Genomic DNA, 13,949 nt, shown 5'->3' on the forward strand with positions numbered 1-13,949 from the left:
GGCCACCGGCGTGCCCGGACGGCCCGAGGGCCGTCCGGTACGGGTCAGCCCGTCGGCGGGAGTTCGCCCGAGCCGCGGGGGACGAGGCGGGTGGGCAGTTCGGTGCGGGTCGGGGGGAGATGGGCGCCCGACAGGCGTTGGAAGAGGCGGTCCGTGGCCACCCGGCCCAGTGCCGCCGGGTCCTGGGCCACCACCGTGACGCCCGGCCGCAGCAGGTCCGCCAGCTCGAAGTCGTCGAAGCCCACCAGGGCCACCGGGCGTTCCAGGGAGGCCAGGACGCGCACCACGGTGACCGTCACGCGGTTGTTGCCGGCGAAGACGGCGGTCACCGGCTCCGGTCCCGCGAGCATCGACCGCGCCGCCGCCGCGACCCTGCCGGGCTCCGTCGAGCCGAGCGAGACCCAGGATCCGGCCACGGGGAGGCCCGCCTCCGCCATGGCCGCGCGGTAGCCGCGCAGGCGTTCCGTCGCCGTGTGGATGCGGGGGTGGTCCCCGATGAAGCCGACCCTGCGGTGGCCGCCCGCGATCAGGTGCGCGACACCGCCGCGGGCGCCGCCGAAGTTGTCCGACAGCACCACGTCCGCCTCGATCCCGCCGGCCGGCCGGTCCACGAACACCGTGGCCACACCCGCCCGCATCTCCGGCTCCAGGTAACGGTGGTCGTGCCCGGCCGGGATCACGATCAGGCCGTCCACCCGGCGGGCGCACAGCGCGAGCGCCAACTCCCGCTCCCGGTCCGGGTCCTTCGCACTGGAGCCGTTGATGAGCAGTGCCCCGTGCGCGCGGGCCACCTCCTCCACCGCCCGGTTCAGCGGACCGTAGAAGGGGTCGGCGAGGTCCTCCAGGACCAGGCCGACGGTGGCGGTACGGCCCTTGCGCAGCACCCGCGCGCTGTCGTTGCGGCGGAAGCCCAGTGCCTCGATGGCCTCCTGGACCCGCTTCTCCGTCTCGGGGGTGACACCCGGCTCGCCGTTGACCACCCGGGACACCGTCTTCAGGCCGACCCCCGCCCGGGCCGCCACGTCCTTCATGGTCGGCCGGTTGCCGTAGCGGGGGTCGGACGGGCGGTGGTTGTGGGGCACGGTCGTGAATCCTCCCTAGTACTCGGGCGAGCGTGCGGGCTCGTGACCTTGAGGATAAGCACTCGGCCGATAGTGAGGTTTTCGTGGCAGGGTGGGGCGGGCAGGCCACTGGGGGCTCCGGACGAGCCATGGGGAGAGGGGTAGACGTGATTGTCTGGATCAACGGCACGTTCAGCGCCGGGAAGACCAGCACGGCCCGTGAACTGACCGGCATCCTCCCGGACAGCACCCTGTTCGACCCGGAGTTCATCGGCGACGCGCTGCGGGTGCTGCTGCCGCCCGAACGGCTCGCCGAGGTCACCGACTACCAGGACCTGCCGAGCTGGCGGCGGCTGGTCGTGGACACGGCCGCCGCGATCCTCGCCGAGGTGGGCGGGGTGCTCGTGGTCCCGATGACCCTCCTGCGCCAGGAGTACCGGGACGAGATCTTCGGCGGGCTGGCGGCGCGGCGGATACCGGTGCGGCACGTGCTGCTCGCTCCTGCGGAAACGATCCTGCGGGAGCGGATCGCGACCCGTACGGAGCCCGGCGCGCCCGAGGACGTGGACGTGCGCGTCCGGCAGTGGGCCTACGACCACATCCCCGCCTACCAGGAGGCCCTCGGCTGGCTCACCGGCGACGCGCACGTCATCGACAACGGGCTCCTGACCGTACGGGAGACCGCCGAGCGGATCGCCGAAGCCGTCCGCTCGGAGACCGCCCGGGTCTGCGACATCGTGCAGACCCCGGAGCCCACGCGGGAGACGGTGGCGGCGGGGGTGCTGCTCTTCGACGAGCAGGACCGGGTACTGCTGGTGGACCCGACGTACAAGGCGGGGTGGGAGTTCCCGGGCGGCGTCGTCGAAGCGGGCGAGCCGCCCGCCTGCGCCGGCGTACGGGAGGTCGCGGAGGAACTCGGCCTCGTCCTCGACCGGATGCCCGGGCTCCTCGTGGTCGACTGGGAGCGCCCGCAGCACCCCGGCTACGGAGGGCTGCGCTTCCTCTTCGACGGTGGCCGCCTCACCGAGGAAGCGGCGGCCCGCCTCCGGCTGCCCGGCCCCGAGCTGCGGGCCTGGCGCTTCGTGACGGAGGCCGAGGCCGCCGAACTGCTGCCGCAGCACCGGTACGAACGCCTGCGCGGGGCCCTGCGCGCCCGCGAACGCGCCCGCCCCCTCTACCTGGAGGCGGGCGTCCCCACGGGCTGAAGCGCCCCTGCCTCGTCGGGCCCGGTCCGCCCGCCCCGGTCTCAGGCGGGCGTTTCGGCGGCGGCCCCGGCCAGGGCGGCGGCGGTGTCCGACGTCAGGGGGTCGCCGTGGCCGAAACAGGCCACTGACGGTGCGAGTCCGGCCAGCCGCCGGAAGGACTCGACCGCCCGGCCGCGATCGACGTTGAAGACGCCCAGCATCAGCGGGCCGACGGCGGCGATGCAGTCGCCGGTGAACAGCACGCCGTGCTGAGGGAGATGGATGCCGATGCTGCCGTCCGTATGGCCCGGGGCGTGGACGGCGTACGCCCCGTCGCCGAAGCCCAGCGCGTCCCCGTCCTCCAGCTCCCGGTCGACCCGGGTGGGCGGGGCCTCGGTGACGGTCAGGCCGTGCGCGTACAGCGGGATCTCCCAGTCCAGGAGCACCGGTTCGGGAACGGGCCGCTCGCCCCGGATCACCGGCGCGTCCAGCCGGTGTGCGAGCACCTGTGCCCCCCAGCGGGCGGCGAGCTCACCGGCCGCGCCCACGTGGTCGCGGTGGCAGTGCGTGAGGACGATCCGCTCCAGCCGCTCGGGCAGCAGCCCGAGGGAACGTATCGCCCCTTCGATCTCCGCGGCGGATTCGACGTTGCCCGCGTCGACGAGGGTGAGGGCTTCGTCGTCCTGCCAGAGGTAGGCCTGGCCGATGGGGAAGCGGAGCATGTGGAGCCGGTTCGGGAGTACTTCGACAAGATCCATACGCCGAACGTACGGACGGCCCGCCGCCCCGGGCACGCGACTTCACCGTGAGCGGAGTACGCCCAGGGCGCACTGCGCCCTGGGCGTGACGGAACGGCGGTCGGCTCTGGCCAGGATCAGGCGCGCTTGGACTCCGCGTAGCCGACGAGGAACAGGGCCTCCGCCACCGACAGGCGCTCCAGTTCCTCGGGCGAGACGCTCTCGTTGACCGCGTGGATCTGCGCCTCCGGCTCGCTCAGCCCGATCAGCAGCATCTCCGCCTGCGGGTACAGCGACGTCAGCGTGTTGCACAGCGGGATCGACCCGCCCATGCCGGTGATCTGCATCTCCTGGCCCGGGTAGGCGGCCTCCAGGGCCGTGCGCATCGACGCGTACGCCGGGCTGTCGGTGTCCGCCTGGAACGGCTGGCCCTGGCCGACGACCTCCAGTTCGAGGCGCGCCTTCCACGGCGTGTGCGCCTCCAGGTGGGCCTGCAGCAGCTTGACGGCGTGGCCGGTGTCCACGCCCGGCGGCACGCGCAGGCTGATCAGCGCGCCCGCGCTCGCGTGCACCGACGGGGTCGCGCCGACCACCGGCGGGCAGTCGATCCCGAGCACGGTGACGGCCGGACGCGCCCACAGCCGGTCGGCGATGGTGCCCTCGCCGATCAGCTCCACCCCGTCCAGGACCTTCGCGTCGGAGCGGAAGTCCGCCTCCGGGTACTGCAGGCCCTCCCACACCGCGTCCGAGGCGAGCCCGTCCACGGTCGTCGAACCGTCCGCGGCGCGCAGCGAGTCGAGTACGCGGATCAGCGCGGCCAGCGCGTCGGGCGCGGCCCCGCCGAACACACCGGAGTGCAGGTTGCCGCCCAGCGTGTCGATCTTCAGCTTCAGCAGGCACATGCCGCGCAGGGTGGCGGTCACGGTCGGCAGGCCGAGACGGAAGTTGCCGGCGTCGCCGATGACGATGGTGTCGGCAGCCAGCAGTTCGGGGTGGGCCTCCGCGTAATTCTGGAGGCCGCCCGTGCCCTGCTCCTCGGAGCCCTCGACGATGACCTTCACGCTGACCGGCACACCGCCGTTGGCCTTCAGTGCGCGCAGTGCGAGCAGGTGCATGATGAACCCGCCCTTGCAGTCGGCCGCACCGCGCCCGTACCAGCGGCCGTCGCGCTCGGTCAGCTCGAAGGCCGGGGAGATCCAGGCATCGTCGTCCAGGGGCGGCTGCACGTCGTAGTGCGCGTAGAGCAGGACGGTCGGCGCGCCCTCGGGGCCGGGCAGGAAGCCGTACACCGACTGGGTGCCGTCGGGGGTGTCGAGCAGCGCCACGTCCTGGAAGCCCTCGGCGCGCAGGGCGTCGGCCACCCAGTTCGCCGCGCCCTCGCTCTCGCTCTTGGGGAATTGCGCCCAGTCCGCCACCGACTGGAAGGCCACCAGCTCGGTCAGCTCCTGCTTGGCGCGGGGCATCAGCGAGGCGATGGTCTCGGCGATCGGATTCTGGGACATGGGCACGCTCCTTTTGGGTGCGACGTTGTATCCGTGTACGCCACCTCGCGCATGTGCGGGATGTGCGTATGCCGGGTACGGCAAAAGACAGTCTTGATCCTCGCACAGCGAGGGTGGGGTGGTGTCTCGCCGTAGGATTTCCCCGGCATCGGAGCAACCGGGTGATCAGGAGCAGCAACACATCGTGAGCAGCGACGACGACGTACGCGACGCAGGTGCGGATGCAGGCGGAGGCATGGGTGCCGACGCGGACGCAGGCGTGGGCACGGGCGCGGGCCCGGCCGAGCAGGGGGCGGGCGACGAGGTGACCGGGGGATCCGGCGAAGTGTGGGACGTGGTCGTGGTCGGAGCCGGGCCGGCCGGGTCCTCGGCCGCGTACGCGGCCGCCACGGCGGGGCGCCGCGTCCTGCTGCTGGAGAAGGCCGAACTGCCCCGGTACAAGACCTGCGGAGGCGGCATCATCGGCCCCTCGCGCGACGCGCTCCCGCCGGGCTTCGTCCTTCCCCTCAAGGACCGCATCCACGCGGTCACCTTCTCGATGGACGGCAAGCTGACCCGTACCCGGCGCTCGAAGCACATGCTCTTCGGGCTCATCAACCGGCCCGAGTTCGACGCCGGGCTGGTCGCGGAGGCGGAGAAGGCCGGCGCGACCGTCCGTACGGGCACCGCCGTGACCCGTGTGGAACAGCACGGCGCTGCCGTGCCCGACCGGCGGACCGTCGCAGTGGTGCTCGCCGACGGGGAGACCGTCCTGGCGCGCGCGGTGGTCGGCGCGGACGGCAGCGCGAGCAGGATCGGCGCGCACGTGGGCGTGGAGATGGACCAGGTGGACCTCGGCCTGGAGGCGGAGATCCCCGTCCCGGCGACGGTGGCGGAGGACTGGAAGGGGCGGGTGCTCATCGACTGGGGCCCGCTGCCCGGCAGTTACGGCTGGGTCTTCCCCAAGGGCGACACCCTCACGGTCGGGGTGATCTCGGCCAAGGGCGAGGGAGCCGCGACCAAGCGGTACCTGGACGACTTCATCGCCCGGCTCGGACTCGCCGGCTTCGAACCGGCCGTCTCCTCCGGGCACCTGACCCGGTGCCGCAAGCCCGACTCGCCGCTCTCGCGAGGCCGGGTCCTGGTCGCGGGCGACGCGGCCGGACTGCTGGAGCCGTGGACGCGTGAGGGCATCTCCTTCGCGCTGCGCTCGGGGCGGCTCGCGGGGGAGTGGGCGGTGAAGATCGCCGAAGCGCAGGACGCGGTGGACGCGCGCCGCCAGGCCCTCAACTACGCCTTCGCGGTGAAGGCCGGGCTGGGTGTGGAGATGGGGGTCGGCAAGCGCATGCTGACCGTCTTCGAGGCACGGCCGGGGCTGCTGCACGCGGCGATCACCGGGTTCCGTCCGGCATGGCGGGCCTTCGCCCGCATCACGCGGGGTGCGACGACCCTGGCCGACATGGTGCGTACGTCCCCGCTGGCGCGCAAGGCGCTGCACGCGCTGGACGCGCGGCAGGCGGCGGCCGCCCGGAACGGCGACGGGGCGTAGGGCCTTCGGGAAGTGCGAGCCCGGGCCGAGCCGCGAGCCGAGCCCGGGCCGCGGCCCGCGGGCCGCGAGTTGCGCGGGAGGGCCCGGACGGCCGGCGGGCCCGGACCCCCGCGGGGAGCGGGTCCAGCGGGTCCGGCGGGTCCGCCCGAACACGCCGAACACCCCGATCCTGCCACCGTGCTGCCGGATCGGGGTGCTGCCGGATCGGAGTGGCGTCAGCTCGACGCCGGGACGATCCGGAAGACGGGGTGGTCGTCGGCGATCGCGAGGATCTCCGCGTCGGAGGCCTTCGCGTCGACGCCGCGGAAGAACTGGTTGACCTCCCAGCCCCACTTCTCCAGGTAGGTGCGCAGGATCGCGGCCTTCTCGACCGGGTCGGTGATCTCGACGACGGTGAAGGCGCGCACCTTGCGCCCCACGCGCAGCTCCCCGCCGCCCGCGACCCGCATGTTGCGGACCCACTGGGAGTGACCGCGCGCCGAGACGAGGTACTCGGCACCCTCGTGCCTGTGGGGATTGACCGGGATGCGCTGCATCTTGCCGGAGGTGCGGCCGCGCACGGACAGCTCGGCGCTTCCGGCCAGGCTGATGCCGACGCGGGCCAGCTTGCCGAAGAACGAGTTGAAGCGGGTGACGAGCGGGCCGGCCTGGACGTAGTACGGGGTGGGCGCGTTCACGAGGACCTCCGGGCCGTCTTCTGCGTTGCCGTCGTCTGCTGGGGATAGCGCTCGAGAGCACTGCTCTCGCTCGGGTCCAGTGTGCACCGGATCGGTGCACCAAAGCAAGAGCACTGCTCTCTGAATGGAGCGGTAGTCCATTTTCTGGGCAGTGCTCCGCCCGCGTGGCACACTGGCCCGCATGAACACCGTGCGTGGGGCCAGGGAACGGGCCCGCATCGAGGTCACCGCCGCCATCAAGGACGAGGCGCGCCGAAGGCTCGCGGCCGAGGGCGCCGCCAAGCTCTCCCTGCGCGCCGTCGCCCGCGAGCTCGGCATGGTCTCCTCCGCCCTCTACCGCTACTTCCCGAGCCGCGACGAGCTGCTGACCGCGCTCATCATCGACGCGTACGACAGCCTCGGAGCCGCCGCCGAGGAGGCCGACGCCCGGGCCCTCGCCGCCGGCGCCGCGCCCCGGGACCGCTGGATCGCCGCCTGCGAGGCCGTCCGCACGTGGGCACTGGAGCACCCGCACGAGTACGCCCTCGTCTACGGCTCCCCGGTTCCCGGCTACAGCGCCCCCGCCGACACCATCGGGCCCGCCTCCCGGGTGGGCAACGTCCTCATCGGCGTCGTCCGCGCCGCCTACGAGGGGCGCGGCCTCGCCCTCCCGCCGCTGCCGCCCGCCCTCGGCCCCGAAGCCGGCCGGATGGCCGCCGACTTCGCCGAAGGCCTGCCCCCCGCGGTCGTCGCCGCCCTCGTCGCCGCCTGGGCGCAGCTGGCCGGCCTCGTCTCCTTCGAACTGTTCGGCCAGTTCCAGGGCGTCGTCGAGGAACGGTCCGCCTTCTTCACGCACGCGGCGGGGCAGTTGGCGCACGGGGTCGGACTGCCCGCCGTATGACAGGAGGGCGGGGGAGGGGCGCGTCCCTCCGGGAATTCACATGATGGGGCGATGGCTCGCTCGTCTGTTCCTCACACCAATACAGGAGGTTCAGCCTTGAACGACGGGCCGCCCGTCTAGTGTTCCTCGGGTCCCCCGCCCCACCTCCGCCGAAGGAGGAAACGTTCATGCCCCGCGCCGAGAAGGCCTTGTACGCCGTCCTGGCCACCGTCCTACTGGCCGCGCCGGCGCCGTCCGTCGACACGCCGCAGCGCGACGCGCCCACCGGGTCCGCTCCGGCCGCCGCCCCGGCGCCCGGCCCGCCCCCCACCCCCCGGATGCCCGGCGTACGGGGCCTGGAGATCGGCGTCCCCGCGTACGTGATGGCGAACGACCGCATGCTGACCGACCTCACCGCCGCCGGCCCGGCCCCCTCCGTGGTCGTACTGAACCCGGGCAACGGCGACGCACCCTTCAGCGCCCCCTGGCGGGCCCGCGCCGACGCGCTCCGCGCCCGCACCACCTCCACCGGCGAGCGCACCAAGGTGCTCGGGTACGTCCACACCGACCACGGCAACCGCGACATCGCCGCCGTCAAGGCCTCCGTCGACAACTACCTCAAGACGCCCGACGGCCGCCTCCACGTCGACGGGATCTTCTTCGACGTCGTCAGCAGGGACTGCGGTCCCGCCAACGCCACCCGCGACCACTACGCCGAGCTGCGCCGCTACGTCCAGGACGCCATGAGCGCCGTGGACCCCGCCGCCCCCGACCTCGTCGTCAACAACCCCGGCACCGCCATAGCCGACTGCTACCTGGAGCCGGGCCGGCGCACCGCGGACGTCTTCGTCACCTACGAGGACACCTACGCCGCGTACACCGGAGCCGGCTGGCTCGGGGGCAACGTCTTCGACCACGACTCCGGCTACCGGCCCGGCACCGAACTCGACCCGAGCGGAACGGCCTTCTGGCACCTGGTCCACGACGTCCCCGACGACACGGCGATGCGCGCCACCCTCAGCACGGCCTTCGCCCGGGGCGCGGGCTACGCGTACGCCACGGACACCGTCATGCCCAACCCCTGGAACACGGGCCCGACATGGAAGTACACCTCCCAGACCAGGTACGCGGCCACGCTCGGCTAGTGCTGTGACGGCGCCGGCAGAGCCGGGGCCGGTATGCGGAATGCCGAATGCGGCAGCGGGCGCCGGGGCGGTCTGCTTGCATGGCCCCATGACCGCCATGATCACCAGCCTGGTCGCCGTGCTCGGTACGCTGCTCGGCTCGGCGGTGACGCATGCCTTCCAGCAGCGCTCCGCGCGGCGTACGGAGCGGAGCGCCCTCGACGCGCAGCGCCGTCAGGAGCGGCTCGACGCCTACGGCGCGTACGCGGGCCTGCTCGTGGAGTTCCGGCAGGCCATGCTGCACCACTGGTTCTGCGTGCACCAGGGCCGCGACGCCGAGGACGAAGCCGCCCTGCGCGGGCGTTCGTTCGAGACCCGCTCCGGCGCGCAGCAGGCCCTGTTCCGGCTCCAGCTGATCACCGACGACACCGATCTCGGCACCGCCGCGGCCGCCGCCTTCACCGAGGTCGGCGCAATGGACCGTGCGCAGGACCTTCCCGGACTCGCCATCCGGCGGGACGCGACCCGGGAACTGATCGACGCCTTCGTCGTGACCGCCCGCGGCAGCCTCTAGCGCTGTGACCGCAAGGGTTCACGACTGGGCCGCCGCTCTCGGCTCTTGCCGGGCGGCGCGGGCCCGGCAGGAGGCGGCGGAGACGGCCTGGGGGTACCGGGGTCAGCAGGTCGAGTGGAAGAGCCCGCCCACGGGCCGGCCCGCGGCCGCCAGGGTGTTGTAGAGCGCGGTGGCCGCCCGGGTCTCCTTCACGTGCACCTCCACGCCCGACTGCCGGAGCAGCTCCAGGGTCGGCGCTGTGATCCCGAGCCGTTCCTGCATGCCGAGGCTGAGGACGACGACCACCGCTCCGCGCTCCAGCAGCTCGCGGACGTCCCCGGGCTGGATGCCGGGGGAGTGACGGGTGCCGTGCGTGGCCCAGTCCCACGGGTGGCCTCCGCCCGGATACAGGACGAAGTCCTTGCCGGGAGCGAGGCCTTCGACTTCCATCAGGCCCCACTCCAGGCGGCGGACCCTCGGGGACGCGACCGTGTCCGACGGCTCGGTGTCCGCGGCCGGGACGGAGGCGTCGTCGCTGGTGTCGGCGGTGTCGGCGGTGTCGGGATCGGTGGTGGCCATGCGGCCCAGCATCGCAGCCGCGATGATCACGCGCGCGGGCTTCTCGCGGAGTGGGACCGCACGGTCCGCCCGGGTCAGCGGTAGTCGTCCGGGTGGCCCTGCATCCAGGTGTTGATCTTGTCGCGGGTGCCGATCAGCAGGGTCTGGTGCGCCTTCAGGTTGTTGAAGCTCCGGTCGCCGCCGAGCTCCGCTTCGAGCTTCGCGATCAGCGCGATCGGTTCGGGGAAATGCCCGGGGCCCTTCGGATCCGCCTTCATCGCCGCGTCCAGACCGCGCAGTTCGTCGTGGACGCGCCCGAGGAAATGGGCGCATTCGGAAGGCGTGCACGAACCGTCCAGCGTCGCCTGAAGCCCGGCGAAGGCGTCCCGGACCTTCTCCGGCGGGGAGCCGGGGAGGGCTGAGGCGCCCGGCCCGCCGCTCGCCGGGGGTGCCGCCGGGCCCGGAGCCGACGAGCCCGGTACCGAGGGCGCGGACGGCGTCGCGGCCGCGGAGGAGGCCGACGGCGCGGCGGCCGGAGTGGCCGGTTCTGCGTCGCAGGCGACCGCGAATCCCGCCAAGAACACCGCCGCCACGGCTGCGCCGCGCACCTTGGAACCGAACATCTGCCACCCCCATGATCGTTGAGGGGGTGACCATATCCGCTCGTCGGTGCAGGTCCGGGGCCGGGGGCGGGCGGGAGCCGCGCGGCCGGCCGCGCGGGGCCTTGGCTGGCGACCGCCCGCGCCGGCGGGGTCAGATTCCGGCCGTCTCCGTCCACAGCGCGGCCAGTGACACGTCGCCCGTCACCCCCGGACCCGCCAGCGGCAGCCGGTTCCACAGCGCCGCGTACAGCCAGGCAGCCTCGCCGGTCACCTCGCAGTCGACCGGGTCGCCCGTGTCGCCCAGCACCGTGCGCGCCGGCGCCGGCGACAGGTGCACGGTCCACACCGCGCCCGTGTCGGCGGCGCGGATCCGCACCGTCCGCGGCTCCGGGGTCCGTACCCGGCTGCGCGGCCGCGCGTGGAAGCCGGTGAGCAGTTCGTCCACACCGTCCTCCGCGAACTCCGGCGCCAACGGGGAGAAGACGACGCCCAGCGCGCCCTCCGCGTCCATCCGGTGCACGGTGGTCTCGTGTGCCTGGCGCCGGGCCCAGAACGCCAGCGGCGACGGCGGGGCGGTCGGGAGGAAGGTCCAGCACTGCACGTCGGCCGGGGCCTCGGTCAGCGTCCGCACCAGGTCCGCATGCCCCTCCCGGAACCACGCCAGGAGCTCGTCGCCGATCAGTTCCGGCGCGTCCGGGAAGCCCGTCGGCTCCAGCTGCCGCTCCCCGACGTACCCGGCGGCCCAGCGGTGCACCGACCCGGTGTGCCGCAGCAGGTCGGTGACGTGCCAGCCCGGACAGGAGGGGACGAAGGCGTCCGTACCGGCCCGTTCGGCCACCTCCGCGAGCAGCTCGCCCTCCCGGGCGAGGGTCTTCAGGTAGTCAGTGATCTCCATACCGCGAGTCTTACAGCTGCGGCGCCGACAATGGAGGGATGGACGGGGAACTCTTCCCGCGCGAGCGGACCGTGATCGCCCCCGGCGCGGTGCACGTGCCCGACTGGCTCGGCGCCCGCCGGCAGGGCGAGTTGCTGGCGGCCTGCCGCGAGTGGGCCCGCCCACCGGCCGGCCTGCGCACCGTACGCACCCCGGGTGGCGGTGTGATGACCGCCCGGCAGGTGTGCCTGGGCCTGCACTGGTACCCGTACGGCTACGCCCGCACCGCCGTCGACGGGGACGGGGAGCAGGTCAAGCCGATGCCGGACTGGCTCGCCGACCTGGGGCGGGAGGCGGTCGCCGCCGCCTACGGGGTGCCGCCCGATCCCGGGGCGGCGGGCTACGACATCGCGCTGGTCAACTTCTACGACGGGGACTCCCGCATGGGCATGCACCGCGACGCGGAGGAGAAGTCCCCGGCGCCGGTGGTCTCGCTCAGCCTCGGTGACAGCTGCCTCTTCCGCTTCGGGAACACCCACTCCCGGGGGCGCCCGTACCGGGACGTCGAGCTGCGCAGCGGGGACCTCTTCGTCTTCGGCGGCCCCAGCCGGTCGGCCTACCACGGGGTGCCGAAGGTCCTGCCGGGCACGGGTCCGCGGGCGCTCGGGCTGACCGGGCGGCTCAACATCACGCTCCGGGTCGGCGGGCTGGGCTGAGGGGCGGCGTACGGCGCCCTCCGATCATGCGAGGATCGATGCCATGAACGGCAACGGGGCCCCGCCGCGGGTGGGGGATGCGACCACGCCATCGGTGTCGAGCACGGGCGCGCGGACCAAGCTGGAACGGGGCCGCGGCGCGCTCGGGCCGGCGCTGGAGCTCGTCCACACCGGCCGCGCCCCGACCCGCGCGGTCCTGACGGCCGAGCTGGGGGTCACCCGCGCCACCGCCGGCGCGGTCGCGGCCGAACTGGAGGCGCTCGGGCTGATCCGGGTCGACTCCCGCCCCGCGGCCTCGGGCGGTGCCGGCGGCACCGGCGGAGGCCAGGGCCGCCCTTCGCACCGCCTCTCGGTGGCCGAGGACGGGCCGGTGGCGCTCGCCGCCCAGGTCCACTCGGACGGCTTCCGCGCCGCCCTGGTGGGCCTCGGCGGCCGGATCGTGGCCACCGCCCCCGGGAAGGTCACCGTCTCCGCCGACCCGGCCCAGGTGCTCGGCGCGGTCGTGCGGGCGGGCGCGGAACTGCTCGCGGACAGCGGCCGCCGCTGTGTCGGAGCCGGGCTCGCGGTCCCGTCGGCGGTCGCCGAGCCGGACGGCACGGCGCTGAACCCGCTGCACCTGGCCTGGCCGGCCGGTTCGCCCGTACGGGACATCTTCGCCGAGTGCGTGAAGGACGCCGGGATCGACGGCCCGGCCCTGACCGGGAACGACGTCAACCTCGCGGCGCTCGCCGAGCACCGGCACGGCGCGGGGCGCAGCGCGCAGCACCTGCTGTGCGTGGCCACCGGACACCGCGGGGTGGGCGGGGCCCTGGTGCTGGACGGCCGCCTGCACAGTGGCAGTTCGGGCCTGGCCCTGGAGGTCGGCCACCTCACAGTGAACCCCGAGGGGCGGGCCTGCCACTGCGGCGGCCGCGGCTGTCTGGACGTGGAGGCGGACCCGCTGGCCTTCCTCACCGCGGCGGGCCGCAGCCCCGGCCCCGAGGTGTCGCTGCTCCAGCAGGCCCGTGACCTGCTGCGCGAGGAACCCGAGGAGCCGGCGGTGCGGGCAGCCACGGAGGAGCTGATCGACCGGCTCGGCCTGGGACTCGCGGGCCTGGTGAACATCCTGAACCCGGACCGGATCATCCTGGGCGGGCTGCACCGGGAACTGCTGTACGCGGACCCGGAGCGGCTCCGGGCGGTCGTCGCGGACCGCAGCCTGTGGGGACGCAGCGGCGGAGTGCCGATCCTGCCGTGCACCTTGGACCACAACAGCCTGGTCGGCGCAGCGGAACTGGCCTGGCAGCCGGTGCTCGACGATCCGCTGGGAGCGCTCGCCTAGGAGGCGGTCAGCCGGGGCGGACGGCGACCGGCGCGGGCACCGGCAGCGCCGCCGGGACCGTAGCCGGATCGACGGCCACGACCACCGTGCGCGCGGGTTCCGGTACGGGCCTGGCCGCGATCGAGACCGGGAGCGTCGGCGCCACCGCCGCGGGCGCCGCCGTCAGGGAGAACCAGACGGTCTTGCCCGGTCCGTCGGGCCGTTCACGCACCCCCCAGGCCTCGCTGAGGGCCTCCACGAGGGCGAGCCCGCGTCCGCTGGTCTCCAGCGGCCCGGCCTGCGTCGGGCGCAGCACCGGAAGCCGTGGATCACTGTCGATGACCGAGACCGTCAGCCGCCCGAGCCGCAGCTCGATCTCGACGACGCAGGTCTTGTCCGGCTGCGCGTGGCGGTGGACGTTGCCCAGCAGCTCCGTCACACCGAGCGCGGCCCGGTCTATGAGCGGATCGAGCTGCCAGTGGCGCAGCTGGGCCGAGACGATTCTGCGGATTTGGCCGATCCGCGACGGCAAGGCCTGCAGTTCGACGACGCAGTGCCTGCGGGAATGACTGATCACGGCTGCGACTCCCCGACATGAGTGTTACGGGTGCTGCACCCTCGGTAATGCTCCACCAGGGTCACCCACGGTGCGCCGCTGTGCAACCGAACGCGAT

The 13,949-nt window shown here is 73.7% G+C and carries 15 protein-coding genes; 7 read left to right on the forward strand and 8 right to left on the reverse strand.

All coding sequences use genetic code 11. From position 1 onward, the window contains the following. Positions 1–44 precede the first annotated feature (44 nt). The gene (locus tag E6U81_RS23905) at positions 45–1,031 is read right to left on the reverse strand and encodes a LacI family DNA-binding transcriptional regulator (RefSeq protein ID WP_240803996.1); all 987 of its coding nucleotides are present in this window, start codon (positions 1,029–1,031) and stop codon (positions 45–47) included. A gap of 197 nt (positions 1,032–1,228) precedes the next feature. Here E6U81_RS23905 and E6U81_RS23910 point away from each other — a divergent pair, with 197 nt between their 5' ends. Further along, the gene (locus E6U81_RS23910; RefSeq protein ID WP_136232148.1) at positions 1,229–2,266 is read left to right on the forward strand and encodes an NUDIX hydrolase; all 1,038 of its coding nucleotides are present in this window, start codon (positions 1,229–1,231) and stop codon (positions 2,264–2,266) included. 41 nt (positions 2,267–2,307) lie between these two features. Here E6U81_RS23910 and E6U81_RS23915 read toward each other — a convergent pair whose 3' ends face one another. Both E6U81_RS23915 and E6U81_RS23920 read right to left on the reverse strand, forming a co-directional pair. Next, positions 2,308–3,003, reverse strand: a complete 696-nt coding sequence (locus tag E6U81_RS23915; RefSeq protein ID WP_136232149.1) for an MBL fold metallo-hydrolase — start codon at positions 3,001–3,003, stop codon at positions 2,308–2,310. 116 nt (positions 3,004–3,119) lie between these two features. Beyond that, positions 3,120–4,484 (reverse strand): dipeptidase, encoded by a 1,365-nt coding sequence (locus E6U81_RS23920; protein ID WP_136232150.1) that lies wholly within the window; start codon positions 4,482–4,484, stop codon positions 3,120–3,122. Between the two features lie 325 nt (positions 4,485–4,809). Here E6U81_RS23920 and E6U81_RS23925 point away from each other — a divergent pair, with 325 nt between their 5' ends. Beyond that, positions 4,810–6,012, forward strand: a complete 1,203-nt coding sequence (locus E6U81_RS23925; RefSeq protein ID WP_136232262.1) for a geranylgeranyl reductase family protein — start codon at positions 4,810–4,812, stop codon at positions 6,010–6,012. Between the two features lie 215 nt (positions 6,013–6,227). Here E6U81_RS23925 and E6U81_RS23930 read toward each other — a convergent pair whose 3' ends face one another. Next, complete coding sequence (locus E6U81_RS23930) at positions 6,228–6,689, reverse strand: nitroreductase/quinone reductase family protein (RefSeq protein WP_136232151.1); 462 nt, start codon at positions 6,687–6,689, stop codon at positions 6,228–6,230. Between the two features lie 181 nt (positions 6,690–6,870). On the opposite strand from E6U81_RS23930, the gene E6U81_RS23935 reads away from it, so the two are divergent. The 3 genes from E6U81_RS23935 to E6U81_RS23945 all read left to right on the forward strand — a co-directional run bounded on the left by E6U81_RS23935 (position 6,871) and on the right by E6U81_RS23945 (position 9,246). After that, positions 6,871–7,569 carry a TetR/AcrR family transcriptional regulator gene (locus E6U81_RS23935; protein ID WP_136232152.1) on the forward strand — a complete coding sequence of 233 codons (699 nt, stop codon included), beginning with the start codon at positions 6,871–6,873 and terminating at the stop codon, positions 7,567–7,569. A gap of 167 nt (positions 7,570–7,736) precedes the next feature. Further along, positions 7,737–8,693 carry a spherulation-specific family 4 protein gene (locus E6U81_RS23940; RefSeq protein ID WP_240803982.1) on the forward strand — a complete coding sequence of 319 codons (957 nt, stop codon included), beginning with the start codon at positions 7,737–7,739 and terminating at the stop codon, positions 8,691–8,693. Between the two features lie 88 nt (positions 8,694–8,781). Beyond that, positions 8,782–9,246, forward strand: a complete 465-nt coding sequence (locus E6U81_RS23945) for a hypothetical protein (RefSeq protein ID WP_136232153.1) — start codon at positions 8,782–8,784, stop codon at positions 9,244–9,246. A 102-nt stretch (positions 9,247–9,348) separates the two neighbouring features. Here E6U81_RS23945 and E6U81_RS23950 read toward each other — a convergent pair whose 3' ends face one another. The 3 genes from E6U81_RS23950 to E6U81_RS23960 form a co-directional block, all read right to left on the reverse strand. Then, positions 9,349–9,834 carry an MTH938/NDUFAF3 family protein gene (locus tag E6U81_RS23950; protein ID WP_240803983.1) on the reverse strand — a complete coding sequence of 162 codons (486 nt, stop codon included), beginning with the start codon at positions 9,832–9,834 and terminating at the stop codon, positions 9,349–9,351. Positions 9,835–9,878: 44 nt separating this feature from the next. After that, the gene (locus tag E6U81_RS23955) at positions 9,879–10,406 is read right to left on the reverse strand and encodes a hypothetical protein (RefSeq protein ID WP_136232154.1); all 528 of its coding nucleotides are present in this window, start codon (positions 10,404–10,406) and stop codon (positions 9,879–9,881) included. Positions 10,407–10,536: 130 nt separating this feature from the next. Beyond that, positions 10,537–11,280 (reverse strand): maleylpyruvate isomerase family mycothiol-dependent enzyme, encoded by a 744-nt coding sequence (locus E6U81_RS23960; RefSeq protein WP_136232155.1) that lies wholly within the window; start codon positions 11,278–11,280, stop codon positions 10,537–10,539. Positions 11,281–11,318: 38 nt separating this feature from the next. On the opposite strand from E6U81_RS23960, the gene E6U81_RS23965 reads away from it, so the two are divergent. Continuing rightward, on the forward strand, positions 11,319–11,975 hold the full coding sequence (locus E6U81_RS23965) for an alpha-ketoglutarate-dependent dioxygenase AlkB (RefSeq protein WP_136232156.1): 657 nt from the start codon (positions 11,319–11,321) through the stop codon (positions 11,973–11,975). Positions 11,976–12,018: 43 nt separating this feature from the next. After that, positions 12,019–13,296, forward strand: a complete 1,278-nt coding sequence (locus E6U81_RS23970; RefSeq protein WP_136232157.1) for an ROK family protein — start codon at positions 12,019–12,021, stop codon at positions 13,294–13,296. Between the two features lie 7 nt (positions 13,297–13,303). Here E6U81_RS23970 and E6U81_RS23975 read toward each other — a convergent pair whose 3' ends face one another. Next, a complete protein-coding gene (locus E6U81_RS23975; RefSeq protein ID WP_136232158.1) occupies positions 13,304–13,852 on the reverse strand; it encodes an ATP-binding protein in 549 nt (182 codons plus the stop codon). Between the last annotated feature and the right edge of the window lie 97 nt (positions 13,853–13,949).

Origin of the sequence: Streptomyces sp. A0592, assembly GCF_004795115.1 — a bacterium.
GTDB lineage: Bacteria > Actinomycetota > Actinomycetes > Streptomycetales > Streptomycetaceae > Streptomyces > Streptomyces erythrochromogenes.

Coding starts and splice junctions, on each gene's coding strand:
- E6U81_RS23905 (WP_240803996.1), bottom strand. CDS start 1,031: ATGAAGGACGTGGCGGCCCGGGCGGGGGTCGGCCTGAAGACGGTGTCC.
- E6U81_RS23915 (WP_136232149.1), bottom strand. CDS start 3,003: ATGGATCTTGTCGAAGTACTCCCGAACCGGCTCCACATGCTCCGCTTC.
- E6U81_RS23920 (WP_136232150.1), bottom strand. CDS start 4,484: ATGTCCCAGAATCCGATCGCCGAGACCATCGCCTCGCTGATGCCCCGC.
- E6U81_RS23935 (WP_136232152.1), top strand. CDS start 6,871: ATGAACACCGTGCGTGGGGCCAGGGAACGGGCCCGCATCGAGGTCACC.
- E6U81_RS23940 (WP_240803982.1), top strand. CDS start 7,737: ATGCCCCGCGCCGAGAAGGCCTTGTACGCCGTCCTGGCCACCGTCCTA.
- E6U81_RS23945 (WP_136232153.1), top strand. CDS start 8,782: ATGACCGCCATGATCACCAGCCTGGTCGCCGTGCTCGGTACGCTGCTC.
- E6U81_RS23955 (WP_136232154.1), bottom strand. CDS start 10,406: ATGTTCGGTTCCAAGGTGCGCGGCGCAGCCGTGGCGGCGGTGTTCTTG.
- E6U81_RS23960 (WP_136232155.1), bottom strand. CDS start 11,280: ATGGAGATCACTGACTACCTGAAGACCCTCGCCCGGGAGGGCGAGCTG.
- E6U81_RS23965 (WP_136232156.1), top strand. CDS start 11,319: ATGGACGGGGAACTCTTCCCGCGCGAGCGGACCGTGATCGCCCCCGGC.
- E6U81_RS23970 (WP_136232157.1), top strand. CDS start 12,019: ATGAACGGCAACGGGGCCCCGCCGCGGGTGGGGGATGCGACCACGCCA.